The organism is Ruegeria sp. BJ6 (assembly GCF_056537885.1).
Genome location: NZ_JBQFSG010000004.1, coordinates 246477 through 270498, shown reverse-complemented (window position 1 = coordinate 270498; position 24022 = coordinate 246477). Strand labels below are relative to the sequence as shown.

The window sequence follows — 24022 nt, the reverse complement described above, 5'->3', positions numbered from 1 at the left end:
GGGTCTTATGATGGCCCGATCATGAAACAGGTGACGTTGCGGGCCTTCAGTCGGCGACAGGCCAGATCAGCCTGCTCCCGTGTCATTCCCTGGAACGTCGCATCAAAGCCACGAGAGCTTTGGTTCACTTTTCGCAGAGTGCCATCCAGTGTGGTCATTTCGGCCAGCGCTGTTCGCAGCAGAATTTTCTCGGCTTCATACCGCGTGGTGTAGCGACCGACATTCACACCCCAAAGATGGCCGCCCGATGTGGACAGGCGGGTAACGACCTCTTGTTCGGGCTCGGGCTGAGTGGCCGGATCGGTCGAAGCCAGAACCAGATTTTCCGGCCGCAGCGCCGGACGGGTGTCAGAGCTTTCGACCGGCGGTGCAGTGGGCGCGATGTCCGCAGCCGCAATTGCTGCGGCAATGCCCGCCTGAATGCGCGTGCCGTTCTTGGCGGCGGTTTCTGCAACCGTCCCAGCAATCTGAATCGGCGTACCGATGCCCGGCCGCAGAACAGGGCGAAGGCTTTTTTGTGGGGCGCCGACAAGACGCACGGCATTGCTCAGACCTTCCAGCCCGGCATTGCCCGCATAACGGGGCCGCGCAGGTTTGCGGATGGGCGCCCGCGAAGGAGCCCGGCGAAACCCGAGGTCGAGCAATTCAGCGACCTTGGCGTTACGGGACGCGCCGGATTTACCGCCAAAAACAGTTGCGATGACCCGTTCGTTCCCCCGTTTGGCTGACGCGACCAGATTAAAGCCGGCTGCACGTGTGTAACCTGTCTTGATCCCATCGGCACCTTTGTAGGCGGCCAAAAGGCGGCGGTTGGTGTTGGGAACCGTCTTGATCCCCGCGTGCGTCGATTGCCGCGAAAACAGGTTGTAGTATTGCGGATAGTCATACAGCAAATGACGACCCAAAGTGGTCATGTCACGGGCCGAGGACAGATGCCCGGCCTCGGTCAGACCATGCGCGTTCTTGAAGGTCGTTCGCGTCATGCCCATCGCCTTGGCCGTCCGTGTCATACGGCGCGCAAACGCCGCCTCGGACCCGCTGAGTGCGATACCAATTGCTGTCGCCGCATCATTGGCGGATTTCACTGCCGCGGCGCGGATCAAATACCGAAACGCAATGGTCTGGCCGCTGCGCAGACCCAGCTTAGACGGTGGCTCTGACGCGGCCTTCTGCGTAATACGAACCGGCGTATCCAACGTGATTTCACCGTTTCGCACCGCTTCAAACGCGATGTAGAGCGTCATCATCTTGGTCAGGGATGCCGGGTGAAGCCGCGCGTCAGCATTTCTGGAATGCAGCACCTCACCGGTGCGCGCGTCGATAACCATGGCCGCATATGGCGCGGCCATAACTTTCACCGGCATGATAAGAACAAGCCACGACAATACTATGAGAAATAGGCCCATTCGGGCCGGAACTGTCCGCCGAATCTGCACGATCTTTGCCTCTGTCTGCCTCGCGCCGCCAGGTTTTCCTGGTCGGCAAAATTGATTTTATTGTCTCAAGGCTATCACAGCAAAGCTGCGAAAGAAACTGTAAGCTGTGTTTTTGGGGATCAAATTATGTATTATGGACCTACGAAATCTTGTGCGTGTTACCCGGCAACACACAAAACCGGGGATGATGGCAGGATTTTGACCGAAGTCCGGTACATTTCCTGACGGATGGTACAGAACTGCAACAGGTCATGATAACGCCTTTACCAACACGGAGAGGCCTTTGAGGTCAGGCAATTGCCGATACCGTTGCTCGCCGTCCGGCACCTCGGCATGTTCGATTTCCCAAACCAACCCGTGCGGAACGTGAACAGCCCAACATCCAGCCCTAAGGGGTGCGACCACATCTGATCGCATAGAGTTTCCCACCATCATGGATGCGGCCGCGCCATGACCATGCCGCCGGAAGATGGTTTTGTACGTTTCCGGCGTTTTTTCGGAAACGATTTCAACTTCGTCGAACAACTCACCCAATCCTGACTGTGCCAGTTTTCGCTCTTGATCAATCAGATCGCCTTTGGTGATCAGAAGAACACGGTGTGTTTCCGCCACTGCTTCGACCGCCTCGCGGGCGTGGGGCAACAGTTCGATGGGATGTCTCAGCATCTCTTGCCCCGCTTCGATCAATTGTCGGATGACCGAGGCGGGAACCCGGTTGTCTGTCACGTCAATGGCGGTCTCGATCATCGAAAGCGTAAATCCTTTGACCCCATAGCCATAGTGGCGGATGTTTCGTTTTTCAGCCTCCAGCAGACGATCCATCAGATGATCCTTTTCTGCATAATCCGCCAGCAACCCGGCGAAATGAGTCTGAGTCAGCTGAAAGAACCGTTCGTTGTGCCAAAGGGTATCGTCCGCATCGAAACCCACAGTCGTGAGCTTTTGTCTCATACCGAACTCGCCTGCTTCCTCTTTTCTCTCGTTGCGCTAAGGTTATATAAGCGCTCTATCAATTCGAACCCTGAATCGGACAGTTGCAATCATGCTGCCAGAGCCTTGGAAAATGTCGGATAATCCGGACGACGATGACAATACGTCCGTCCTTGTACAGACGCGCCCCAAGACCAAGCGGCCTCCGCTTTACAAGGTGCTGCTGCTGAACGATGACTATACGCCGATGGAATTCGTGGTTCACGTGCTGGAGCGGTTCTTTGGCATGTCACATGCGCAGGCGTTCGAAATCATGTTGACGGTCCACAAAAAGGGCGTGGCGGTGGTTGGCGTCTTCAGCCACGAGATTGCCGAGACCAAGGTCGGGCAAGTCATGGATTTCGCCCGCAGGCATCAACATCCCCTGCAATGCACCATGGAAAGGGAAGACTGAGGCGGTTTTAGGGGCCGCACCGGCTCACCCCGAATGTCTTTGCGGAAATGATTATGTCCCCTCGTCTGAGTCTGGCTGTAGAACGCGGTCTGAACCTGCCCGGCCCCCTGTCGGTAATTTTGCCGACTCCGGCGCATGATCTGTCGTCCCTACCCCTCGGAGCCCAGATCGTTCAGCCGTTCAAACCCTTCCACGATCATTTCGCAGCGCAGGGTTTTGAAGTTGTACCCGAAACGGCCGAACCTTGCCGCGACGCAGTTCTATTCCTGCCGCGCGCCAAGGCACTGGCAAAGGCAATGATTTCCGATGCGTGTCGTCGGGCCTCGGGCCTTGTTGTTGTTGACGGTGGCAAGACGGACGGTGTGGACAGCCTGCTAAAGGAAATTCGCAAACGGGTTGCCGTTGAAGGTCCAATTGCCAAGGCACATGGCAAGATTTTCTGGTTTCCATCCGATGCCGACGCTTTCACAGATTGGGCCGCACCGGACACAATGTTGGCGGATGGGTTTCGGACCGCACCCGGAGTGTTTTCTGCTGATAGTCTTGATCCCGCCTCGGCCCTGTTACTGAAGGCGTTACCAAACAAACTCGGCCCCCGGATCGCCGATTTAGGGGCTGGGTGGGGGGCACTGTCGGCAGGGCTACTGCACGATGAAAGCATCACGTCCATTCATCTGGTCGAAGCTGATCACACTGCACTGAATTGCGCACAAGAAAATGTTCGGGACCCCCGCGCCCGGTTTCACTGGGCGGATGCCACAACTTGGACCGCGCCAGAACCCGTCAATACGATTGTAATGAACCCGCCTTTTCACACATCGCGGAGTGCAGATCCGTCATTGGGTCAGGGATTTATTGCAGCCGCCGCACGCAACCTGACGCGATCCGGCAACCTGTGGATGGTGGCCAACCGTCACCTGCCTTATGAAACCAATCTGACCGACGCTTTTGCACAAGTCGAGGAAGTGACCGGCGACAATCGGTTCAAGGTGCTTCACGCCTCTCGCCCCCGGCGGTGATCCCGGCTAACCTGCGCCGCAACTCAGGAGGAACTTCATGTCGTTTTCCATCGCGGGCAAAACCGCCATCGTCACTGGCGGAGCTAACGGCATCGGGCTGGCCATCGGTCGCCACTTTGCAGATGCCGGGGCGAATGTGATGTTCGCGGATATGGACGAAAAGCGCCTGACCGAGGAACTGGGCGAGCAGGCGGACGATAGCAATATCCGGTATTTTGCAGGCGATCTGCGCGAAAAGCTGACCATCGCCAATCTGCTGTCGGCCACCATCGACGCGTTCGATCAGGTAGACATTCTGGTGAACGGAGCCCGGCAAGTTATCCAGTCCGATCCGCTGGATGTAGAAGACGACTCGGTCCGAACCCTACTGAACCAGAACTTGATGCCAGCCCTGAGGCTGAGCCAACTGGTCGCCAGACGCATGATCAAGCAAGCCGGCGATGACGATGAGGAACCGGCAGGATCAATCATCAACCTGTCGTCTATTGCCGCGCGCCGCACACACCCCGACCTGATGGCCTATTCGGTTTCCACGGCGGCGCAGGATCAGATGACGCGCTCGCTTGCTGTAGCTCTGGCCCCCAACCGCATTCGCGTGAATTCCATTGCCTTGGGTTCGGTCATGAGCGCCTCTCTGCGCTCGACCTTGAAAGACAACCGGGACTTTCGCGAGGATATCGAAAAGCACACGCCCCTGTCGCGTATTGCAGCACCCACCGAGTTGGTGGAAACCGCGCAGTTCCTTGCCTCGGACGCGGCGGGTTTCATGACCGGTCAGATTCTCACAATTGACGGTGGGCGCACTCTGCTTGATCCCGTCGCAGCACCGGCACACTGATCCACGATGTTTGATACCGAAAAATCCACTGCAGCCGAGTGGTTCCGTGACCTGCGCGATGAAATCGTTTCCGCCTTTGAGGCTCTGGAGGACAGCCACGACACCGGGCCGTTCTCTGACGCCGATCCGGGCCGGTTCGAGGTCAGGGAAACCAGCCGCCAGTCCGATGACGGCTCAGATGCGGGTGGCGGCCTGATGTCGGTCATGCGGGGCGGACGGGTGTTCGAAAAGGTCGGCGTCAATGTCTCAACCGTTTTCGGTACACTCGGAGACCGGGCACAAAGCGCGATGGCGGCCCGAAAAGGTATTCCGGGCATGCAGGAAGATCCGCGTTTCTGGGCTTCGGGCATTAGCCTTGTGGCACACATGCAAAACCCGCATGTGCCCGCCGTCCACATGAACACACGCATGTTCTGGACACCGCATGCCTGGTGGTTCGGCGGAGGTTCCGATCTGAATCCATGCATCGAGTATGATGAGGACACCGCGCATTTCCATGCAACGCAAAAGGCCCATTTGGACCCTCACGGCCCGGGACATTACCCGCGCCTCAAGGACTGGGCGGACGAGTACTTCTATATTCCGCATCGAAAGCGTGCCCGGGGCGTCGGGGGCATTTTCATGGACGATTATTGCACCGACGACTGGCAGGCCGACTTTGCCCTGACGCAGGATATTGGCCGGGCCTTCCTGCCCGCATACCTACCTTTGGTTGAAAAACGCAGGGTTCAGGCGTTTTCGGATGAGGACAAGACCACCCAGCTGGTGCACCGCGGGCTATATGCCGAATACAATCTGGTTTACGATCGCGGAACCAAGTTCGGCCTGGAAACCGGCCACGACCCGGATGCAGTTCTCATGAGTCTGCCACCTTTGGCAAAGTGGGTTTGAATTCCCAATCGCCCAGAGGGTTCAAATCACCTAAAGCGTTTCGGGCCTAATTTGAGACACGAACACCGTGCCACACCCACGGCGTTCTCGGTCCATTCCTGTCGCAGAATGATTCAATTAAAAGCCGGAACGGTTTAGTTGAACCAGATTTCGTCCGCAGTGTTGTCGTAGCAATAATTCTGCGCCATCGCCGCGTTCATATTGTCGCCAATGCGTTTCACCTGCACTCCGAACCCGGGTTTGGTGTCTGAATCAGGGGGGGCCTGCAACGCGAACTGAACACCCTTTTTTCCAGGCTCGGAAACCGAAGGACCAACGGCCTTCCAAAGATACACACGCTGCGTTGCCGAAGTTCTCAAAATGCGGATCGCATAATCCCCTGCCCCGCACCAATAGTCGCGTGGCACCGACCCGTGATAGTTCACGACCTCAAAAACACCGCCATTCAGCGCATAGACCCGCGCCTTGTTCCACGCTTGAAAGGCCAGCGCCAGCCCGGGGGCAGCTATCAGAAGGGAAACCGCAATTGCCTTGACTACTCTGTTCATGATTGCCTCCGGCCAAACCACTTTCTTCAATTCCAGTATCGTAGCGTGATTTGCGGCAGGCGCCACTCACAATCGCTTGCAAAATCGGTCAACCCTTGCCGGAACAACAGTTTTTCAAAACCGGACCAGCGATGATCGAAATCGAAAGAAACATTTTTCAGATTGCATATTTAAGGCTATCGTAAACAGAAGCGTCCAAATTGGTGAGGGTGATTGAAAGGCTCCTTTCCAAAAGACTGGTTCGATCTGTCGCCCGAAACCTATGCTGATTTTGGGACCTTGTTCTATTTGGCATCTCTGACCGATACGCACAGACAGCGCAGCCTAGCACAGGTGCTGTACGCGTTCGAGACGCCTCTGCGACTTGGGCAATATCACATATTCCGGCAAAACGGCTTTCCTCGCGGCTTTGTGACCTTCGCGGGCCTGAGCCCGGAGGCCGAGTACAGATATGCCATTCAGGATCAACCTCTGACCGATGCCGATTTTACCAGCGGCCAATCTTTCTGGATCATCGACATGGTCGCGCCCTTTGGGCAATCCCGGCAAATGGTCGAAATCCTCAAGCGTGAGATACCGCATCCGCGCGTCAGGACAAACCGTATGGACAGTGACCTCAAGAACCAGCGGATCGTCGAGTGGACCCGCGATCAGGACGGAGACGTACAGATGCGGCTGATCAAAAAGAAGGTTTTTGAAAGGATGCTAAAGCAGGAGGGTCTCTGAAATGGTCTCGATCACCGGCACAACAACAGGGATCGTAACCGGAGATCCCCCCAACGTCGCGACAGGCGATCTGGACCCGAGCAGTCCCTTCACGATTAATTCAGAGGCTTGGTCAATCAGCAGCCCGCCCGCTCATGGTACGGCCAGCATCGACCCGAATACGGGAGAGTGGACGTATACGGTTGATCCCGCGTTTTTTGACTCGCTGGATTTCGGGCAGACTGTCCAAGACACCTTTACCGTGAGATTGGATGCCGTCGTTCAGACCTTATTGGGCCCATTCGCGGCCAGTGATACCGTAACCATCACGATCGACATTCAAGGTGTGTGCTTTACTGCCGGAACTTTGATTGAAACCGGTTCGGGACCGCAGTTGATCGAACACCTTGAGGTTGGCGATCTGGTCAGAACTGCGGATCACGGGTTGCAACCTATCAGGTGGATCGAAGCGCAGGAAATGACGACCAACCGATTGAAGGACAACCCGTCCCTACGTCCGGTGCGTATTTCCGCCGGAAGTTTGGGGCCGGATATTCCCAGACGGGATTTGTTTGTTTCGCAGCAACATCGCATGCTTCTGCGCGGCCCCAAGATCGAACTGTTATTCGGCACCAATGAGGTACTGGTCGCCGCCAAGCATTTGTGTTCATGGCCCGGCATTTCGATAGTGACGTCCCACCAACCCGTTGAATACATGCATATCCTGATGGACAGGCATGAGATACTGTTTGCCGAAGACGCACAGGCAGAAAGCTTGTATTTGGGTGAAGAGGCCCTACACGCCATGTCTTCCGAAGGGTTACAGGAACTGGCTGAGATTTTTTCAGGTGTGGAACACTTCAGTGGCCGGATATTCGGCCCGGCAGCCCGGATGATCCTGCGAGAGCGTGAGGCAATCGCACTGGCCTAGTTGTCGCTAGCAGCGATATGCCCGCCAACATCCTGAGGCGCGATTGCAACCGTCTTGATGACAGCATGACATTCTGCTCCTTCGGTAAGGCCTAAGGCAGCAGCGGAACGGCGTGTAACACGTGCCAGAATCGTTCCGGCGCGACACCGGACCGAGACAATCGCTCCGGGGCCTTCACCGGCACGGATAGCTGTGACGCGGCCCTCCAGTACGTTCAATGCCGACAACCCTTCGGGCTTTCCTTTAGAAAGGATGACCTCTTGCGCCGCGATCCGGACACGAAGACTTTCACCAACCCGATGAGGAACTTGCGGCAGGAACAACCGGTCACCGCCCGCATCCAGTTCCGTCAAACCATCGGTGTGGTGCGCAATTACTCTGGCCTGAAGAACCGCGCCTACCGCGCGAACACCAGCCGGGGCAACTGCGGGATCAGACAGGACTTCGGCTGCGGGTCCGTGTCTGGCCACCTTACCGTCCTGCAACGCTACGACGGATGTTGCCAGTCTGGCGACTTCGGCGGCTGAATGGGTGACATAGAGGATCGGGATCGAAACCTCGTCCCGCAACCGTTCAAAATAGGGCAAAATCTCAGCCTTGCGGGCGTCGTCGAGGGCCGCAAGGGGCTCATCCGCAAGGATCAGACGGGGCGAGGCCAGCAAGGCACGGCCAATGGCCACCCTTTGCTTTTCACCACCGGACAACAACGCGGGTCGCCGGTCCAGCAGATGACCGATACCCAGCATTTCGACCACATTGCTCTGGCTTTCCCGCCGCGCGTTTCGGGGAGCAAACCATCGGCCATAGGCAAGGTTCTGGCGCACCGTCAGATGCGGAAACAGGCGGCCTTCCTGAAAGATATAACCAAGCCTTCGACGATGTGGCGGCAGCCAAAAATCCCGCTGGATATCGAACAGAACCCAATCACCAACCGCAACCCGTCCCGCCGTCGGCTTCATAAGCCCTGCCACTGCGTTCACGACTGTCGTTTTGCCGGAACCAGACCTGCCGAACAGAACCGTCACGCCCGGGGGCGCATCAAACGTCACGTCAAGGTCAAGGTTCGGTAACTGTTGGGATACGTGAACGGATAAGCTCATGCCCCGGCTACCCTCTGCGCGGCGCGGCGACCGACGTATTCAGACAGCAAAAGTGCGCCCATGGCGATCACGATGGATATGATCACCAGCCGCGTCGCGGCAGTTTCTCCGCCCGGAACCTGCAAAAAGGCGTATACCGCCGAAGGCAGGGTTTGGGTCTGACCGGGAATGTTCGAGACGAAGGTGATAGTTGCTCCGAACTCGCCCATGGCCTTGGCGAAGGCCAGAATTGCACCGGCAACTATTCCGGGAAGGATCATCGGAAGGGTGATCGTCGCGAAGACAAATGGACGGGACGCCCCCAGTGTGGCACCCGCCTGTTCAAGTTTGGGATCAACCGCCTCAATCGACAACCGGATGGCACGCACCATCAGTGGAAAAGCCATGATGCCCGCGGCAAGCGCGGCACCGGTCCAGCGAAACGCAAAGACAATCCCGAACTGGGCCAGCATACCGCCTAACGGGCCTTGCAACCCGAATGTCAAAAGCAACAGATACCCGGTCACGACAGGCGGCAGGATCAATGGAAGATGCACCAGACCGTTCACCAACTGCCGCCCCGGAAACCGCCATCGCGCAAGTGCGTAGGCGACAAAAACACCAAAAGGCAGCGAGATGACCGTCGCCCAGAACGACACGCGAAGCGATAATGCAAGGGCATCCCATTCTGCCGGGCCAAGCCAGTTCATGGGCGTCACACCCCCGGCAGGGTGAAACCCTGCGCGGCAAATACGGCTTGGGCGGCGTCGCCTTGTAAGTAGTTCAAAAAGCCCTTTGCTGCGGCCTCATCAGATACAACTGCCGCCGGATAGACAATTGGCTGATGGGCGTCGGCGGGGAACTTCCCCACAACCCTTACCCGCCCGTCAGCCTGAGCGTCCGAGGCGTAAACCACCCCTAACGGTGCGGCGCCGGTTGCAACCAATGCCAATGCCGCGCGCACATTATCGGATTGTGCAACGCGGTCACTGACATCGTTCCACAACCCCAGATTCTCAAGCGCGGTACGCCCGTAGATTCCCGCCGGGACAGCATCCACCAAAGCCATCGCCAGATACCCTTCGCCCAGTCGGTCCTTCAGATTGAAGTCTGGCCCAAGCTCTGCTGTTTCCGTGCCTTCTGAGGTTCCTATCAGGACCAGAGTATTGCCCAGCAAGTCCACGCGCGCGGATGGATCAACCAGCTCTTGCGCCTCAAGCTCATCCATCCAATCCGTGTTGGCCGAAATAAAAACATCTGCCGGTGCACCAAGCTGAATTTGGCGGGCCAAAACCGAGGAGGCCGCGAACGACACCGTGATCTTGTTACCGCTTTGCTCTTCGTAATCCCGCGCAACCTGATCCAGCGCGTTTTTCAGACTGGCCGCCGCAAAAACAAGCACATCATCAGCCTTGGCCCGCAGCGCAGTCGCAAAAACGGTCAGGAAAACAAGCAGCGCGGCAACGCAATAACGCGCGCGGAACAGCGTCATGGATACTCCCATCGGGATCAATGTCTTTACTTGGGAATATCGGAGCCGGGCAGCAACAAGCAAGTTCATTTCTCATCGACAGGACAATGGCACGCCGCCGTGTCTCTGGCCCGTCAGAACCAAAACGTTGGCGCGGGCTTTTCTTTTGGTGTCGCAAACGGCATTGAGTATGGCAATCCTGCGGGTCAAAGCTGCTGCAAGGCCGCCGGTTCCGGTTGGCAGGAACACCGATTTCAACGACAGGACCTTGAGATGCTGCATGAAAAACCCGGCCTGATAGATGCCATTCGCGACCGCTTTGCCCATGTGGATACTTGCCCGTTTCAGGGACCCCGGATTTTCTTTGAAAATGCAGGTGGCGCGCTGACGCTGAATTCGGTTGTCGAAACATCGGCCAAGTTTGCGGCAATTCCGGACAATCAGGGTCGGGACAATACCGCCAGCCATGCGCTGGTCGATATCATCAACAAATCCAAAAGTGATCTGGCGACATTCATGAACGCCTCGTCAGGCCAGTTCTTTGTTGGTGAAAGCGGCACCGAATTGTTGTTTCGTATGATCCGAACGGCCTGTGTAAATGCCCCCAAGGGCACTAAGGTGATTGGTAGTTCGATCGAGCACCCGGCCAGCCGCAGCGCCGCGCGCCGCTGGGCAGATATCGCGGGGCTTGAGTACGTCAACGTCGAACACGACGATGAAACAGGCTCTGTAACCAAGGAAGATTACCTCGCCCAACTGACGCCGGATGTGTCAGTTGCCACGATTTTGCACGCCTCCCCGGTGACGGGCATAGGTATGGATGTCGCGGCCATTGCAAAGGCTATTCGGGAAATTGCTCCGGACTGTTTTATCATCGTAGATGGTATCCAGCACGCTGCGCACGGGCAACTGGACATCGACAGCTATGGCGTGGATGGTTACGCGATCTCTCCGTACAAGGTGTTTTCCCGCCACGGATACGGAATCGCCTGGATTTCGGACCGGCTGACAAATCTGCCCCATGATATGCTGATTGATGCCCCCGCCACGGGGTGGGAATTCGGCACCCGCGACACGGGTTCTTATGCCACCATGTCCGATGTGGTCACCTATTTCGATTGGCTGGGCGGCGAAGTATCGGATGCAACTGACCGGCGATCCCGAATCGAAGCAGCCGGGCAGGCAATACACGCTTATGAGACACATCTGACCGACGCCATGATAAACGGTACGGGAAACCTGCCCGGGCTGCGGGATATGGAGCACGTTTCGATTCTGTCTGGCGCTGATAACCCCGCGCGTGAGGGGCTGGTTTCAATCGTGGTGGACGGAATCCCTTCGGCGGATGTCGTGACCAGGCTCAACAACCATGGAATTCGTACACATACGCGAAAGGCGGACCATTACAGCGGAAACGTGCTGAATCCTCTGGGTTTGAGCGACTGTATCCGCATATCCCTTTGTCACTACAATACGGAACACGAGGTCGCACAGTTATTGGCCGTATTGAAGGACATCCGGGACTGATCGCGATTTGTAATTGGACCGGGGCCAATCCAGCGCAATATTTTGTGTCAGACCCTCTTGCGTCTGCGCGCTGGCTTGGCTACATCCCCCCTCACGGGTGATTAGCTCAGTTGGTAGAGCGCTTCGTTTACACCGAAGATGTCGGGAGTTCGAGTCTCTCATCACCCACCATCCTTTCCCCGCAATGTATCAAGGTCTTACGCGACTAGCACCTTTTGCTGTTCTGCGCATGAAACTGTGTCCGCTGCGCCTCCGCTGCACTTAAACGGAAAAGATGTCTCCAATACAGGAGATATGGGCCATGGCAACAATCGTAAAACGGCCTAGCGGAAAGTGGCAGGCGACGGTTCGGAAGGACGGGCAATCCCGATCCAAGTCCTTTCTAAAGCGTGCTGATGCGACGAAGTGGGCTCGTGAGACGGAGTTGAGCGCCGACAGGGGATTACTAACCCCAGACCTAAGTGTGAACGCATCCGAGATGACACTTGGTGAAGTGCTGAGAAAATACCGAGACGACGTCACGAGCGAGAAACGGTGCGCGGACAATGAAAGTTATGCAATCAACGGGTTCCTGCGTAAGTGCTCCAAGTTAGCCACCAAGAAGGTCGGCAAGCTGCGATCCGCTGATTTAGTCCACTATCGTGACCAGCGCATTAAATCCATGAAGGCTGCAACTGTAGTGAGGGAACTGGGTTGGTTGCAGCACGCCCTTGATGTCGCCTGTGAGGATTGGGGGCAGACCCTGCCACATGGGAACCCGGTCAAACCTGTCCGGCGGCCCAAGATCGACAACCGCCGCGAGAGACGATTGCAGCAAGGAGAATGGCAGGCTTTGTTGGAAGCCGTAAACCAAGCCCGGTCTCCGCTGATGAAACCGTTACTGACGCTGGCCTTGGCAACCGGAATGCGACGAGGAGAATTGCTGTCGATACAATGGAAGCACGTGGACCTTGAGCGTCGGACAGTTTTCTTGCCCCAAACCAAAAACGGTCGCGCCCGTACAGTTCCTCTCAGCCCAAATGCCGTTGCCGTGCTGATGGACCTGCCACGCAGTGACGACCGGTGTTTGCCCTTGTCTGGTAACTCTGTGCGATTAGCCTTTGAACGTCTCAGGCAACGGGCGGGCGTGGTTGATCTTACTTTTCATGACATTCGGCACGAGGCCGTGTCCCGCTTTGTGGAAAGTGGGTTATCGCTTGCACAAGTCCAGATGATCAGCGGGCATCGCGATTTGAGGATGTTGATGCGTTACACCCACCTGCAGACCGATGACATCGTGGCAATGTTGGCAGCCGTCGAACATGCCTAAATCGGCGTGATGCTGTGCAGGGTGGTTAAACTCTCCCCAGTGCGTCAGCACGGGCCACCCTCACCTGCGTCCAACGACAACAAGTGCCCCTTGTGTATTTTGGCTGTGCGGTTGCAGGAAGAGCAGCCCTCAAGCACTGGCACTCACGTTAGCCCTCCGTCTAATGAACATACAGGCGCTAACCCTTCCTCTAATGAACTAACAGGCGTCACCCCTCCCTCAATTGAGCAAAACCCCTCCGTCAATTGAGCAAACAGGTTGCGCTCGGTCAGCGTTGATCGGGGTACACAATCATCTTCGACTTTCCTCGCTCCAATGCGAGTGGAGCGGGCGGTCGTTAAGTATCTATAAATAATAACAAAATCACGCCGACCTGTAAGCAAAGGTACTGAATAGAGGGCTATTAATCCCTCCAATTTAGCCATTGTGTGTTCACCGGGATTTTTTCCCAGTCGCCCCAATGGGGCAAATCCATCTGCTCGGCACCCGTCAGAGCACTATCCCCAAAATAGGTCCAATGGACCAAATACAGGAGACCTTCATGTCCAATATTCGTCTTGTCGACATGCCATGTGGCTATGGCAAATCCACGCAGATCAACCGCAGCTTCAAAAAGCAGGAGAAGTACATAGCGGTTGTGCCTTACCTGAGTGAGGTGGAACGGTTCATCGAAGATGCCCGAAAAGGCTCCGATTTCATACTTACACAACCCGTTAACAAAGGTAGCAACAAAAGCGATCACTGCGAGAAGTTGATCCGGGCAGGCAAATCAATCGCTTGTACTCACGCACTTTTCTACCGACTTGGAACTCTGGCAACCCAAGACACAGGGATTGCGAGATGTACTAAGTTCGATAGCAACGGCATACCGACCATCAAAGTCGATCACCTACTTGATGGATACAACCTCATCATCGACGAGGTCATTGATCCCTTGAAGGTGGAACAGACAGTCCGAAAGGTTGACTTTGACGCAGCTTACCTCGGCCTTGGCATGGCAATAGAGGAGCCTGACGGACGTATTGTTCCAACGGGAAAGTGGGATGAGCTATACCGCATTGGGGACAAGACATTTGACCGATCACTCTATGACAAGGCCAAGTCGGGTGCACTGTATCGCATAAGCGAGAAGCTGTTCGTCCTCGCCATTCCCAAAGAACTCTTGCTCAAGCCCAAATCCGTGACGATTTACACGTACCTTTCGGAAGGATCGGTGCTGCTGCAGTACCTGCAAAAACTGCAGAAAGGCCACCCCGAATGCTTCACATTGGAGGTGGAGCGTCTGGATGCAGTAGATGAGGCAGCATGGCGAGAAGATGTTGCTAACGCGCTAACGGTTCTACCCATGCCCGAGTTAGGGAACCAAAAGTGGACGCATTGCGCACAGCTAAAAACGATCAAAACGCACCGTGAATGTTCTTCAGTTGGTCAGAAGCTACGCAAGTTCAAAGACAGAGAACTGTATGGAGTAAACCTCAAAACCGTTATGCTGACGTGTGCACGTGACCTGTGGCATGGGGCAGTAACAGGCCAAAAGCCAAAGGCAGGCAGGCTTTCAAAGCATACACGGCTGTTCGGTCGAGCGGTGAAGGAAGAAGTGTACAACAAGGACACGGAGACCTTTGACGAGGAGTGGACCACAAACGGTGTCAGCTTTGTGCCCAACACTACACGCGGGACCAATGACCATATCGGATGCACAACAGCGGTGTACCTATATGACCAAAACCCCAACCCACAACTGCTCACTTTCCTGGGCATGAAGCGCGACAGCGATGAGGCGCGTCGGTTCTCAGATGCCTATGCGTTGACCGAACTGGTGCAGTGGCTATTCCGATCCGCAATACGTGTAGGTGGGCTAAACAACACCGGACGAGCTTACTCGCCTAGGCGTCCGGTAACGCTCTACATGCCATCTCAGAGGATGCGGAACCTACTGCTGAACTGGCTGCTATCGGGTGAGGTCAATAGTGGACAGGTTTGTGCCAAGGGGCAAAGGCAGAAAGAGTTGCTTGCCCGGTTGGAGGGTCGCCAGGTGGCGGCAGCAGCATAGTGCCGTTTGACATAACAGCGGAACAGACATTCCTAACTCGTGAAGAGGCCGCCCTGCGCGGCCTTTCTCGTTTCTGGACGGGTCGTCCGTGTAAGTATGGGCACGTGTCCGAGCGGTACGTTAGCAATCGCCAGTGTGCGCAGTGTAATGCAGAGCAAACGGCGCACCGAGATCGGAGATGTCGAGCAGTCGACCCATCTTACCGGATGTACAGGTCGGTACTAAACCGGTCGGGACAAGTGCTGATGGGGCGGGCGAGCCCGTCTAATTCTGTTGGCTGCTCTCAGGAGGACTTGAAACAGCACATCGAGGTCCGGTTCTCAGACGGCATGACATGGGATCGGTATAGTCATTGGGAAGTGGACCACATTATCCCTCTCACGGCTGCCCGGTCTTTGGAGCACCTCATCGAACTTTGTCACTACAGCAATCTGCAACCTCTTTGGAAGCGGGACAACCTAGCAAAGGGCGGGGCGTAAGCCTCGCCCGTGCGGGCTAGCATCTATCTTCTTTGGATAAGATGGCTTTCCAAAGTGGGTCAGGCCACACAGATAAAGATAGCGAGTATTCAGCCAAAAAAAGGTAAAGCTGACCTTCGTCGAGTTTACGCCGAACTTCCGTTCTGCGGACAAAGCTGCCGCTCTTGACTCTGGAGGCAATGGTTGCGCTCAACTCGAAAGGGAGCCTTTATTACGCGGTTTTGCGTGTCCTAAGCGCATTGTCATCCACATAGGTAAAATGCCTGAAACGCGACTTAACCTCTCGGTTTTTTGGCGGATGAGCTACTCCGAGATCAATAGGTGAATGCTTCAACAATATGCGCCTTGAGTTTATAAATGGATTCCACGTTTGTAGCGCCGTCGTAGAAGGTAACATCGCTGATTTTGAGCTCATCTGACAGTTCACCTTCGATCCAAAATGCTTCGAAAATCGATTTAAATTCGACGCCTTTTGGGTAATCAACATGAATGATCTGGTTGGGTGGCGGCGAAGGTGTATGAACGCAAGAACCTGCAACCGGGACAAACAGGAATTCGGTTACAGTTCCTCCGTCGATTGTCAGTGGTACTATGTACCCGGGTAGCCTGATTGTCGTGCCCAGTTTTTCTAAATTTGGACCGCGCCCGATTGAGTTGTTTTGCGCAATGATTTTTCGGCGCTCTAGCATTAGCTTTTCTACGTCGACGTCATTTGCGGCCAGAACACCATTGGCCGCCTTGTATTCTTTAATTAGATCAGGATCAGAGCGCTCACTGGTACTGGATGTTCGCCAACGAACTTGCGTTCGCATAGCGTTCAACAACGGATCTGGCAGCGTTTCAAATGGGGTTTCCAGAGACTTTAGGGTTGGCTTCAAATCACGCCAACTAACCGCAACATGCTCCTGAATAGATTCATCTAACGTTTTGGAGCTAGCGGCAATAGCCAAATCAAGTAAGCGCTCAGACATGTCAAAACGCTTTGCCCCTGAAGGAGACGCTTGGGTAGCAGATTCTTGTGGGCCTTGGGCAACCTCTGCCTGAGCAGCTTGAATGTGTGCGAACGCAAAAACTGTAATTGCCAGAGCGATCAGGTTACTTGTCATTTCAGAGCTCCAGTTATTACTCCAAGTCGCGACGGGTCCAAGTTTTCGACCTAGGTCTAATATGCACGGGATCGTTCACTCTCGCGGTTTTTGTTGTTCTCAATCGCTGAAAGCCGTCTCTTAAATCATGCTTCCAAAGCGCCAATCAAAAAAAGAACGATAATCCTAGCTTGAGTTGTCTGTCTGGCCCGCCGTCAGGTTTGCGCTCCAATGTGTAATACCCAACACTTACATCCATCGCAGTACCTTTGGCCTCATTGATGATCGACGTTTTGCCAGCGGTCAAACCCAATGGAATTGCCCATGCTTCATCATTGCTGGCGGAATTCCAGTTGTACGAAACGACGTTGTTGTACCCAACGTACCAACCCTCTCCCAAACCATAGTTCAAAATAGGTTGAAGGATGGTCACGTTGAAATCGTTCTCACCCCACATATGGGCGATGACACCACCCCACGACAAGTCACCGGTTTGCCCAAACATGACAAAGGCAGGGCCAGCGCCCCAACCTGCACCTTGCAATGCGTCATTCGTGTGCGTTGGCAGGGAAACTTGAAGGCCGTAGCCGAGTGCGATTCCGCTTTCTCCCGGTGTAGGTGAATAAAACGCCTGAACAGTTGAATCGCCGATGCCCCAGGTCAGATCATCTTCTTCCGAGGGGTCGACAATTCCAGGCGGCAACACGGCTCCGGGCTGGACACCTTGAATCGGCACAATTCCCCGAAGCACCAATGTGGCGTCAGTCAGTGGAACTGAATAGACGGGCTGTAGCTGAAAATTGTAGCTGTCGTCATCATTCGTCCCGGTCCTGAAAGCGATCGTGTTGTCGGTGATCAGCGCTTTTGTGTCCGCAAGCGGGTTCGCGGCCTTCCGCGCTGCCTGACAAGCCGCGTCACAAGCTTGAGCTTCGTTGGGTTGAACACTCATCAGCCCAGCGAAGAAGACAGCACAAGTGCAAAGTCGGCTTTTCATCATTTGCTCCCGTGTTCCGCTTAGATTTTTCTGTAGACTTTTTCTGAACCTTCTTTGCCACCGCGCATTCATTTGGATGGCCCTTGCGCTGCAGCGGCAATTGGTTGGCCAATCTCTGCCCCAATGCTTCGGAACAGTTCCTGATGGTCATCCGTAAGCTGCGATAGGGTGACAATCTTCTCGAACTGCGCCAACTCAACCAACTGTGGAATGAAGGGCTCGATCAACGCTTCGTGCCGGGCGTGGGCAGCCACATCCACATAGCGTTCGTAGCCGTACACCGTCTCGCCAACTCGGGCGAACTCGTAAACTAAAAGCCCGTCATCGGTGGCAGATGCCTCAACCATGTCTCTGGCCAAAGCATCGAAATCCTGTGCGTTTTCAGCCGGAACGCTCAGTATGGCAATGAATGCGACTTCTTCTGCCTGAGCATGAGTCACCATTGAAAAACTTGCAGCCACCCAAAAAGCTGTACAACGAACCAGTTGTTTCAATTTTGGCCTCCTATCCGGAGTTTGCACGAGACGGCCAAGGGCGTTGTACGCCCCAGCCGTCAAATGCCGTCCCGATGCGTGAACCGCCCATCCATTAGCGTGCCCAACACCTTGATGTTCGAGATTTCGCGCGGTTCGACTGCAGTAATGTCCTGATCGAGAACAACAAGGTCGGCATATTTGCCCACTTCGATGGACCCTATCTTGTCCTCCATTGCCTGCTGCGCGGCAGGATAGATTGTGACCGCTTTCAAAGACTCTTCCAATGAGGCCGGTTTGCGCGACAATGGGAACGGTTTGCTGTCCGGATTTAGTGGGTCCTGCAAAGTCATCGCAATTTCAACGTTCAGGAGCGGACCGATCAGATCAATCGGCGCGGATGGCACATCCGAAGAAATCGAAACGTTGTGCCCCAATGCCATCAGCGACGAATAGCGGGCAAAAATCGCTTCGACCTTTGCGCGCCCCAACAGGTCCAAAGCGTTTACGTCCTGAGCTTCCCAATCGACATGGAAAAGCGGGGTCGTGTTCACCATGATCTCGTTTTCGATAACAGTCTCGTGGTCCTGATCAGATACCCAGAAATAGTGGTGCAAAAGGTTATTCGGAACATCGTACCCCGCGCCTCGCGCCGTCATGATCGCGTTAACCGTGTTGCGCACTGTTTGTGACCCATCGACGTGAGTGCCCACCGGAAGTCCGTTCTGATTGGCCTGCAGGTAGACCGAAGTTATCATTGGGCCTTCAATGGCAGCCGCACCGCGCGTCGCGGACCCATCAGCGTAATCGTCCAGCATCCAGGCAGTCTTTGAACTCCAGTTCCCTTCTGGATGGATTTTGATGCCCCAGATGCGCAGCATGTCACTGTCGTATTGCTCGCGTAATTCGAGTGTGTGTTCTACGATTTCGTTAGCAGTGGCGGTCGGGTCCTTGAACCCCGTCGCTACAAAGGTACGGATCGTTAGCTCACCGTTCTTTTCCAGTTCGTGTAGGTGGGCCAGCGCGAGTTTCTCGTCATCTTTCACGAGGGACAGATCGGTAACTGTCGGCATAGCCATCAGAGGCACGTGAACGGCTGTAATTCCAGTTTTGACGGCCTGATCGTAGAGGTTTTTCTGGATGTCAGGAATTTCACCTGCCGGGTCCCAAGCACCTGCATTTCTAAATGCCGCAGCCCACTGGAACTCAATGCCGATTCCTGTCTGGTTGCCTTCGGCGTCGCGCTGCCAGAACATCACACCCGGCACCTGATCCTCTTCATCAGGGCTAACTTGACCCGCTTCAAAGGCTTTGGAGTTCATCCAAACATCGTGGATTGTGAAGTCGAGGATAAAGACCGGACGGTCAGAAACCACCGAATCCAGATCTTCTTTTGTAGGCCACCCGCCATAAGCCACCTGATTGAACCCATAGCCAAGGATCAACTCCTCGTCAGGGTTTGCATCGGCATATTCCTTGACTGCGGCCAAGGCCTCCTCAAGCGTTTCAATTCCAAACAGACTTACACCGCGCGACGTCCAGCCCGATGCAACGATGTGATCGTGCCCTGACACAAAGCCCGGCAGCAGGGTATCCCCGCCCAAGTCCAGAACTTCGGTGTTATCACCGATCAGCGCCTCGGCCCCAGCAACATCACCAACGTAGCTTATCTGGTTGCCCGTGACCGCAACGGCCTGCGCGGTCGGCGCATCGTCATTCATGGTAAGCACGGATGCGTTGGTAAAGACCAGATCGGCGGCCTGCGCATAGAGAGCAGTTGAGGACACCAATAGCGCAGCAATGGAAAGTGTAAGCTTCTTCATGAGGCACTCCGAGGACATTGACAGGTTTTCTGTGTTCGAGATCGATAGTGTAACCTGAGTTTAGGACTGGCTATCCGAATCGTGCAAACTATTATGAATAATTGAATTTCATTGTGCTACTGCCAGAGCTGGTCGCAGTAAGGGTTAACTGAGGCGCTATGTTACTGTCCAAGAAAATACGTTCAGTGGATCACCTGCCTGATTACACTGGCGTCCAACTCGAAGCGCTCGCTCTCTCTCCACAGGGTCCGAAGCTGAATTGGCGCATGGCCCAACACAATGGTTTTAGCCTTTATTGCGAGGAATATTTTTCGCGTATTCGTTTCCAAGAAGTTCAACACGGCGACACAGTCTTTCTCGGTTTAGTCTTGCCCAATGGCGAACCGGTTCGATTTCAGGGAACTCTATATGAGGATCCGTTTCTTGTGTTCTGGCAAGGGCAAAAGCCAACAGAGTATGACTACGTAGCCGAAGCTGGCACTCAGATATACCTGCTGGAAGTTCCATGGCTACAGGTCGAGAAGCGTGGATGGGCAACGTTTAAAGCACCCATCCGCCTGTCCAGATCCGACGCTCTGAGTGCTTATGCCCAATGCATTGAGAAATGGCTTTGCCACAAACAAACGACCGCGGATGGGACAGATGCTTGGATGTTAAATGACATCCTTGTAAACCTCGAAAACTTGGCAGGTGAACTCCTTTACCGTACCGAACCACAAATGGGCGCCGACAAGGCGAGCTATAGTCAATGGAAGACCGTTGCGGCGGCTGAAGCGTATTTTTCAGAAAACCCGGCTGGCACGAAACTAACCGTTCAAGAACTGTGCCGCGAACTCGGGGTATCGAGGCGGTCACTCTTTTTGGCCTTTGAAAAACAACTTGGTGTTGGCCCAAGCAAGTTTCAATCGATTGTCCAGCTGCATCGACTAAGGTCGCTTCTGCTGGAAAGCACCTATGAGAAAGGTGCCATTTCCACGCTCATCGGCGAAGCCGGTTTTAGCCACCTAGGCCGGACATCAGTTGCCTACCGCCAATTCTTCGGTGAGACACCGATAGAAACGGCAACGCGACCAAAAAACGGTTCATCTAAAGGGGTTTCTTTAGACGAACGTCCGCTTCGGGACCGAACGAAAATTGACGGCACATTTTTTTGGGAGGGTATCTAACCGTACTGTGTAACCAGTTGCCCCCATACCCCCCACGGCAGGTGGCAACCGCTGCGCCTCCGCTGTAAACGCGCTGCTGCTCTTACTGGTTTACATGGTTTAGGTTGGGGCAAAGCACACTTTCAGTATTGCAGTGCTTTGTCGACTGTGAGAGTGATAAGCTACTGGCAACGCAAGACATCTTTCAATGAGGTGTTGGTGGCGGCAGTGGAAAACAGCAACTTGTTGCACGTGCGGATTGGGATAGAGCGCTTCGTTTACACCGAAGATGTCGGGAGTTCGAGTCTCTCATCACCCACCATTCTTTCTTCACAAAGCATCAAGGTCTTGTGCGACTAGCACCGCCCGTTGCGCTGCGTATGAAACTGTGTCCGCTGCACTAAAACGGAAAGGATGTCTCCAGTGCAGGTGAAATACATCCAGCACAACTGCGCAGCGATGCTTTTGAGAGGGAGAGCCCGCGGCCTGTCTTGAACGTACGCCAAGCGTTTCTGCAGCTTGGCATAGCCGCGACAACAAGTTCGAGTATCTGGCTGCTGAGGACGACAATCGTACAGGCGGCTTCGAGCCCATTGCTGCCGCTGATCACACTTTAGTCTTTTGCTCATGCAGTAAGTCGCCAACCGCGCGTTGCCACCTTTTGCGTCGGACAACGGCAATGTTCTTGCCTGCCGCACTGTCGCAGGTCCGATTTGAGCCCTAAGCGCACGTTCGTATGGATAGAGTATGCCAACCGATATGAACCGGGGGTACAGGCATCAGTGGTGACAAACGTGAGTTTTTTGAAAGCCTCAGCCCTCGGGAGTATACCAAATTGGCGAAGTGTAGGCACGTTCCTGTGTTGACGTAGGTACCTCGGATGGTAGTTCGTCACCAAACCGGACGGCGTCGTAAATTGTCCACCTTGGTGTGGGAATTTCCAAGACGCGAACATAGTAAAAAGCGGGCGTTGAAGGATCGAACTCTGGGTCTGTCCAAAGGGTGATCAATTCCGGCGACCCTATTGAATTGGTAAACGTTCCCGTTGCAACATCCACGGTGTTTCCCACCGCTGGTAGTTTGCCGTCCGCGTCAGGTTCTCGGTCTCCCGACCAAGCCACGTCAAAAACCCGCTCTTCAGTGTCGCCGTTGGCATTCAACCAACCTTTCACAATCTGAATACGGTCGAGATTGCCGGAAAACGGGTCTTTCAGGGCAGCGATGAGGAAAGTTGGGGCGTCCGCGCCCTCAGGAGCTTCTGAGAGGTCTCCACCCATCGGAACGCCTTTTTCATATCCGATTTCGGCGGGCAAACGAGATCTTGCATCAGCTTCCGTAAAATCCCATCCACCAAAGAAGCGAACCACGATGCGACTACCAGTTGTGCCATACACCTCTTTCCGTTCCATGGCGTCGAATATGGCTTCGCGTGTGTTATCTTCGGCCCAGACCGCTGCGTAGCCAGAGGCTGCCATTTCCCATCCAAGGATCCTCAACGCATCAAACTCGCCGACGACGTGCTGCCAACGACCGGGCTCTGGCTCGACGCCGGAGTGTTTGCCGAAGAAGTTGTCCTCTTCCGCCGTTGCCAACGCAGTATGACTGTCGGTCGAACCCACTACTCCGAACTTATATGGATTGGTGCCTAGCTGAGCTTCTAACTTGAGACCGTTCTTCAAGGCCTCACGGGCATACTCATATTGGAGCATCCAATCTTCTTTGGGAGTCGGGCCGAGGTTGGATTTGTCCCAGGTTTCATAGTCTGCGAACTCGTCGTTCGGGCTGAGAAACGGATGAGTTTCGCCATCACCCTTGATCTGGGTAATCTCATACATCGGCTCCCATTTCGCGCGCCGTTCAGCGTAGTCTGCTGTCAAAGGCTCACCCGTTTCCGGGTTGGTTTCGACTGGGAACATTAGACCGTTGGAGACGTTGCCGTTGTGGGCAAGGGCCAGTACACGACCGCCAGTCTCTAGTTCATATGTTTCCATCCAGTCCCATAACCGCTCCGGATTATAGGTTTCTGCGGTTGTGAAGGGCAGCATCTGACGTGCGCGAATGGCATCATCTCGGTAGATCACGTTGCGGTGGAGGTTGTTGCCAGCTTCGGTGGATGTCCACTCGTATCCGATGAACGCAGTAAATGTTCCGGGGGCGTTGTGATGATCCGCAGTTTGCGTGAATTCGTCCCATACGGTTTGTACGAACCTACGATCTGAAACAGCCTCGGGAAGAGCGTCTCCGGTGATGCCCGCAAAGGTTTCAATGACTTCCATTGTGGCGCCGAGAGCGACGTCCCCACCGGCGTTGAGGCGTTCGTTCCAGTCTCGAAGCGTTGGGTCACGCATCAGCGTGGAGTTCCCTGCAACGATTTCATTCATGGCGCCCATGGCGTCAGAGTGATCGGATACGACAAGCCAGTCGAGCGGACGCGACAACTTCACACGGAGGCCATGCGATGTGGTAACTTCCTCACCACGTGCAAACCTATAGGCATCGTCGGGGCTCAGAATGACGCCAAATCCGCGGGCATCGAGCGAATTTGACGTGTGCAGGTGGGTGTCACCCCACAGCGGGCGTGTAGGAAAGTCTCGACCTGCATAAGGTGAGAATTCAGCAGGCGCGGGTTCACGCATATCATCAACCGATATGGTCATCTCTCCAACTTGCCCACCTTGTGCGGCCTCTTGAGCATTTGAAGAGCTTGTTATGAATGCTGCGGAAACTATTGCAGTCGATGTCGTCAGAAAAAACTTCATTTGAACCTCCGAGCCGAGCTGAATGCTAGCCAATGGCAACATCTGACTTAGCTGTTCGTCAAGGAAAACAATG

The 24022-nt window shown here is 54.9% G+C and carries 22 protein-coding genes and 1 tRNA gene; 11 read left to right on the top strand and 12 right to left on the bottom strand.

Annotated features, from left to right (window positions below):
- Window positions 1–5: 5 nt before the first annotated feature.
- Together ACR0D6_RS12000 and ACR0D6_RS11995 are read right to left on the bottom strand one after the other, a co-directional pair.
- Window positions 6–1406 (bottom strand): D-alanyl-D-alanine carboxypeptidase family protein, encoded by a 1401-nt coding sequence (locus ACR0D6_RS12000; protein WP_170657369.1) that lies wholly within the window; start codon window positions 1404–1406, stop codon window positions 6–8.
- A 279-nt stretch (window positions 1407–1685) separates the two neighbouring features.
- Window positions 1686–2387 carry an HAD family hydrolase gene (locus ACR0D6_RS11995; RefSeq protein WP_480765660.1) on the bottom strand — a complete coding sequence of 234 codons (702 nt, stop codon included), beginning with the start codon at window positions 2385–2387 and terminating at the stop codon, window positions 1686–1688.
- A 91-nt stretch (window positions 2388–2478) separates the two neighbouring features.
- On the opposite strand from ACR0D6_RS11995, the gene clpS reads away from it, so the two are divergent.
- Genes clpS through hemF form a run of 4 tightly spaced genes read left to right on the top strand, consistent with a single transcriptional unit; the run spans window position 2479 to window position 5568 of the window.
- Window positions 2479–2820: an ATP-dependent Clp protease adapter ClpS gene (gene clpS, locus ACR0D6_RS11990; RefSeq protein ID WP_170657365.1), complete on the top strand. Its 342-nt coding sequence runs from the start codon at window positions 2479–2481 to the stop codon at window positions 2818–2820.
- 53 nt (window positions 2821–2873) lie between these two features.
- On the top strand, window positions 2874–3839 hold the full coding sequence (locus ACR0D6_RS11985) for a class I SAM-dependent methyltransferase (protein ID WP_480765659.1): 966 nt from the start codon (window positions 2874–2876) through the stop codon (window positions 3837–3839).
- 37 nt (window positions 3840–3876) lie between these two features.
- On the top strand, window positions 3877–4677 hold the full coding sequence (locus tag ACR0D6_RS11980) for an SDR family NAD(P)-dependent oxidoreductase (RefSeq protein ID WP_480451342.1): 801 nt from the start codon (window positions 3877–3879) through the stop codon (window positions 4675–4677).
- Between the two features lie 6 nt (window positions 4678–4683).
- Window positions 4684–5568 (top strand): oxygen-dependent coproporphyrinogen oxidase, encoded by an 885-nt coding sequence (gene hemF / locus ACR0D6_RS11975; protein WP_480765658.1) that lies wholly within the window; start codon window positions 4684–4686, stop codon window positions 5566–5568.
- Window positions 5569–5702: 134 nt separating this feature from the next.
- On the opposite strand, the gene ACR0D6_RS11970 is transcribed toward hemF, so the two are convergent.
- Window positions 5703–6116: a hypothetical protein gene (locus ACR0D6_RS11970; protein WP_480765657.1), complete on the bottom strand. Its 414-nt coding sequence runs from the start codon at window positions 6114–6116 to the stop codon at window positions 5703–5705.
- A gap of 213 nt (window positions 6117–6329) precedes the next feature.
- Between ACR0D6_RS11970 and ACR0D6_RS11965 the strand changes: the two genes are divergently transcribed.
- A complete protein-coding gene (locus ACR0D6_RS11965; RefSeq protein ID WP_170657355.1) occupies window positions 6330–6842 on the top strand; it encodes a toxin-activating lysine-acyltransferase in 513 nt (170 codons plus the stop codon).
- A gap of 1 nt (window position 6843) precedes the next feature.
- Window positions 6844–7752 carry a Hint domain-containing protein gene (locus tag ACR0D6_RS11960; protein WP_480765656.1) on the top strand — a complete coding sequence of 303 codons (909 nt, stop codon included), beginning with the start codon at window positions 6844–6846 and terminating at the stop codon, window positions 7750–7752.
- Here ACR0D6_RS11960 and modC read toward each other — a convergent pair.
- The 4 genes from modC to ACR0D6_RS11940 form a co-directional block, all read right to left on the bottom strand.
- The gene (gene modC / locus ACR0D6_RS11955) at window positions 7749–8852 is read right to left on the bottom strand and encodes a molybdenum ABC transporter ATP-binding protein (RefSeq protein ID WP_480765655.1); all 1104 of its coding nucleotides are present in this window, start codon (window positions 8850–8852) and stop codon (window positions 7749–7751) included. The genes ACR0D6_RS11960 and modC overlap by 4 nt on opposite strands.
- The gene (modB, locus tag ACR0D6_RS11950; protein WP_480765654.1) at window positions 8849–9541 is read right to left on the bottom strand and encodes a molybdate ABC transporter permease subunit; all 693 of its coding nucleotides are present in this window, start codon (window positions 9539–9541) and stop codon (window positions 8849–8851) included. Before modB ends, modC begins: the two co-directional genes overlap by 4 nt.
- Window positions 9542–9546: 5 nt before the next feature.
- On the bottom strand, window positions 9547–10323 hold the full coding sequence (gene modA / locus ACR0D6_RS11945) for a molybdate ABC transporter substrate-binding protein (RefSeq protein WP_170657346.1): 777 nt from the start codon (window positions 10321–10323) through the stop codon (window positions 9547–9549).
- A gap of 72 nt (window positions 10324–10395) precedes the next feature.
- Window positions 10396–10584: a hypothetical protein gene (locus ACR0D6_RS11940; RefSeq protein WP_170657343.1), complete on the bottom strand. Its 189-nt coding sequence runs from the start codon at window positions 10582–10584 to the stop codon at window positions 10396–10398.
- Here ACR0D6_RS11940 and ACR0D6_RS11935 point away from each other — a divergent pair.
- The 4 genes from ACR0D6_RS11935 to ACR0D6_RS11920 all read left to right on the top strand — a co-directional run bounded on the left by ACR0D6_RS11935 (window position 10576) and on the right by ACR0D6_RS11920 (window position 15191).
- Complete coding sequence (locus ACR0D6_RS11935; protein ID WP_480765653.1) at window positions 10576–11829, top strand: aminotransferase class V-fold PLP-dependent enzyme; 1254 nt, start codon at window positions 10576–10578, stop codon at window positions 11827–11829. The two genes, ACR0D6_RS11940 and ACR0D6_RS11935, sit on opposite strands and share 9 nt — an antisense overlap.
- Window positions 11830–11924: 95 nt before the next feature.
- Window positions 11925–12000: transfer RNA gene (locus tag ACR0D6_RS11930), tRNA-Val, on the top strand.
- Between the two features lie 130 nt (window positions 12001–12130).
- Entirely contained in the window at window positions 12131–13138 is a 1008-nt protein-coding gene (locus tag ACR0D6_RS11925; protein WP_480729490.1) for a tyrosine-type recombinase/integrase, read from the top strand.
- A gap of 541 nt (window positions 13139–13679) precedes the next feature.
- Window positions 13680–15191 (top strand): hypothetical protein, encoded by a 1512-nt coding sequence (locus ACR0D6_RS11920; protein WP_480765652.1) that lies wholly within the window; start codon window positions 13680–13682, stop codon window positions 15189–15191.
- A 793-nt stretch (window positions 15192–15984) separates the two neighbouring features.
- Here the strand turns inward: ACR0D6_RS11920 and ACR0D6_RS11915 are convergent.
- The 4 genes from ACR0D6_RS11915 to ACR0D6_RS11900 all read right to left on the bottom strand — a co-directional run bounded on the left by ACR0D6_RS11915 (window position 15985) and on the right by ACR0D6_RS11900 (window position 20045).
- The gene (locus tag ACR0D6_RS11915) at window positions 15985–16776 is read right to left on the bottom strand and encodes a DUF3299 domain-containing protein (RefSeq protein WP_480729488.1); all 792 of its coding nucleotides are present in this window, start codon (window positions 16774–16776) and stop codon (window positions 15985–15987) included.
- A gap of 145 nt (window positions 16777–16921) precedes the next feature.
- Window positions 16922–17704: a hypothetical protein gene (locus ACR0D6_RS11910; protein WP_480765651.1), complete on the bottom strand. Its 783-nt coding sequence runs from the start codon at window positions 17702–17704 to the stop codon at window positions 16922–16924.
- 113 nt (window positions 17705–17817) lie between these two features.
- The gene (locus tag ACR0D6_RS11905) at window positions 17818–18243 is read right to left on the bottom strand and encodes a putative quinol monooxygenase (protein ID WP_480729486.1); all 426 of its coding nucleotides are present in this window, start codon (window positions 18241–18243) and stop codon (window positions 17818–17820) included.
- Between the two features lie 59 nt (window positions 18244–18302).
- A complete protein-coding gene (locus ACR0D6_RS11900; RefSeq protein WP_480666274.1) occupies window positions 18303–20045 on the bottom strand; it encodes an amidohydrolase in 1743 nt (580 codons plus the stop codon).
- Window positions 20046–20203: 158 nt separating this feature from the next.
- Here ACR0D6_RS11900 and ACR0D6_RS11895 point away from each other — a divergent pair, with 158 nt between their 5' ends.
- A complete protein-coding gene (locus ACR0D6_RS11895; RefSeq protein WP_480729485.1) occupies window positions 20204–21211 on the top strand; it encodes a helix-turn-helix domain-containing protein in 1008 nt (335 codons plus the stop codon).
- A 791-nt stretch (window positions 21212–22002) separates the two neighbouring features.
- Here the strand turns inward: ACR0D6_RS11895 and ACR0D6_RS11890 are convergent.
- Window positions 22003–23949 carry a DUF3604 domain-containing protein gene (locus tag ACR0D6_RS11890; RefSeq protein WP_480765650.1) on the bottom strand — a complete coding sequence of 649 codons (1947 nt, stop codon included), beginning with the start codon at window positions 23947–23949 and terminating at the stop codon, window positions 22003–22005.
- Window positions 23950–24022: the final 73 nt, after the last annotated feature.

Excerpts from the sequence above, each read along its gene's own strand:
- ACR0D6_RS12000 (WP_170657369.1), bottom strand. The coding sequence starts at position 1,406 with ATGGGCCTATTTCTCATAGTATTGTCGTGGCTTGTTCTTATCATGCCG.
- ACR0D6_RS11995 (WP_480765660.1), bottom strand. The coding sequence starts at position 2,387 with ATGAGACAAAAGCTCACGACTGTGGGTTTCGATGCGGACGATACCCTT.
- clpS (WP_170657365.1), top strand. The coding sequence starts at position 2,479 with ATGCTGCCAGAGCCTTGGAAAATGTCGGATAATCCGGACGACGATGAC.
- ACR0D6_RS11985 (WP_480765659.1), top strand. The coding sequence starts at position 2,874 with ATGTCCCCTCGTCTGAGTCTGGCTGTAGAACGCGGTCTGAACCTGCCC.
- ACR0D6_RS11980 (WP_480451342.1), top strand. The coding sequence starts at position 3,877 with ATGTCGTTTTCCATCGCGGGCAAAACCGCCATCGTCACTGGCGGAGCT.
- hemF (WP_480765658.1), top strand. The coding sequence starts at position 4,684 with ATGTTTGATACCGAAAAATCCACTGCAGCCGAGTGGTTCCGTGACCTG.
- ACR0D6_RS11970 (WP_480765657.1), bottom strand. The coding sequence starts at position 6,116 with ATGAACAGAGTAGTCAAGGCAATTGCGGTTTCCCTTCTGATAGCTGCC.
- ACR0D6_RS11960 (WP_480765656.1), top strand. The coding sequence starts at position 6,844 with ATGGTCTCGATCACCGGCACAACAACAGGGATCGTAACCGGAGATCCC.
- modC (WP_480765655.1), bottom strand. The coding sequence starts at position 8,852 with ATGAGCTTATCCGTTCACGTATCCCAACAGTTACCGAACCTTGACCTT.
- modB (WP_480765654.1), bottom strand. The coding sequence starts at position 9,541 with ATGAACTGGCTTGGCCCGGCAGAATGGGATGCCCTTGCATTATCGCTT.
- modA (WP_170657346.1), bottom strand. The coding sequence starts at position 10,323 with ATGACGCTGTTCCGCGCGCGTTATTGCGTTGCCGCGCTGCTTGTTTTC.
- ACR0D6_RS11935 (WP_480765653.1), top strand. The coding sequence starts at position 10,576 with ATGCTGCATGAAAAACCCGGCCTGATAGATGCCATTCGCGACCGCTTT.
- ACR0D6_RS11940 (WP_170657343.1), bottom strand. The coding sequence starts at position 10,584 with ATGCAGCATCTCAAGGTCCTGTCGTTGAAATCGGTGTTCCTGCCAACC.
- ACR0D6_RS11925 (WP_480729490.1), top strand. The coding sequence starts at position 12,131 with ATGGCAACAATCGTAAAACGGCCTAGCGGAAAGTGGCAGGCGACGGTT.
- ACR0D6_RS11920 (WP_480765652.1), top strand. The coding sequence starts at position 13,680 with ATGTCCAATATTCGTCTTGTCGACATGCCATGTGGCTATGGCAAATCC.
- ACR0D6_RS11915 (WP_480729488.1), bottom strand. The coding sequence starts at position 16,776 with ATGACAAGTAACCTGATCGCTCTGGCAATTACAGTTTTTGCGTTCGCA.
- ACR0D6_RS11910 (WP_480765651.1), bottom strand. The coding sequence starts at position 17,704 with ATGAGTGTTCAACCCAACGAAGCTCAAGCTTGTGACGCGGCTTGTCAG.
- ACR0D6_RS11900 (WP_480666274.1), bottom strand. The coding sequence starts at position 20,045 with ATGAAGAAGCTTACACTTTCCATTGCTGCGCTATTGGTGTCCTCAACT.
- ACR0D6_RS11895 (WP_480729485.1), top strand. The coding sequence starts at position 20,204 with ATGTTACTGTCCAAGAAAATACGTTCAGTGGATCACCTGCCTGATTAC.
- ACR0D6_RS11890 (WP_480765650.1), bottom strand. The coding sequence starts at position 23,949 with ATGAAGTTTTTTCTGACGACATCGACTGCAATAGTTTCCGCAGCATTC.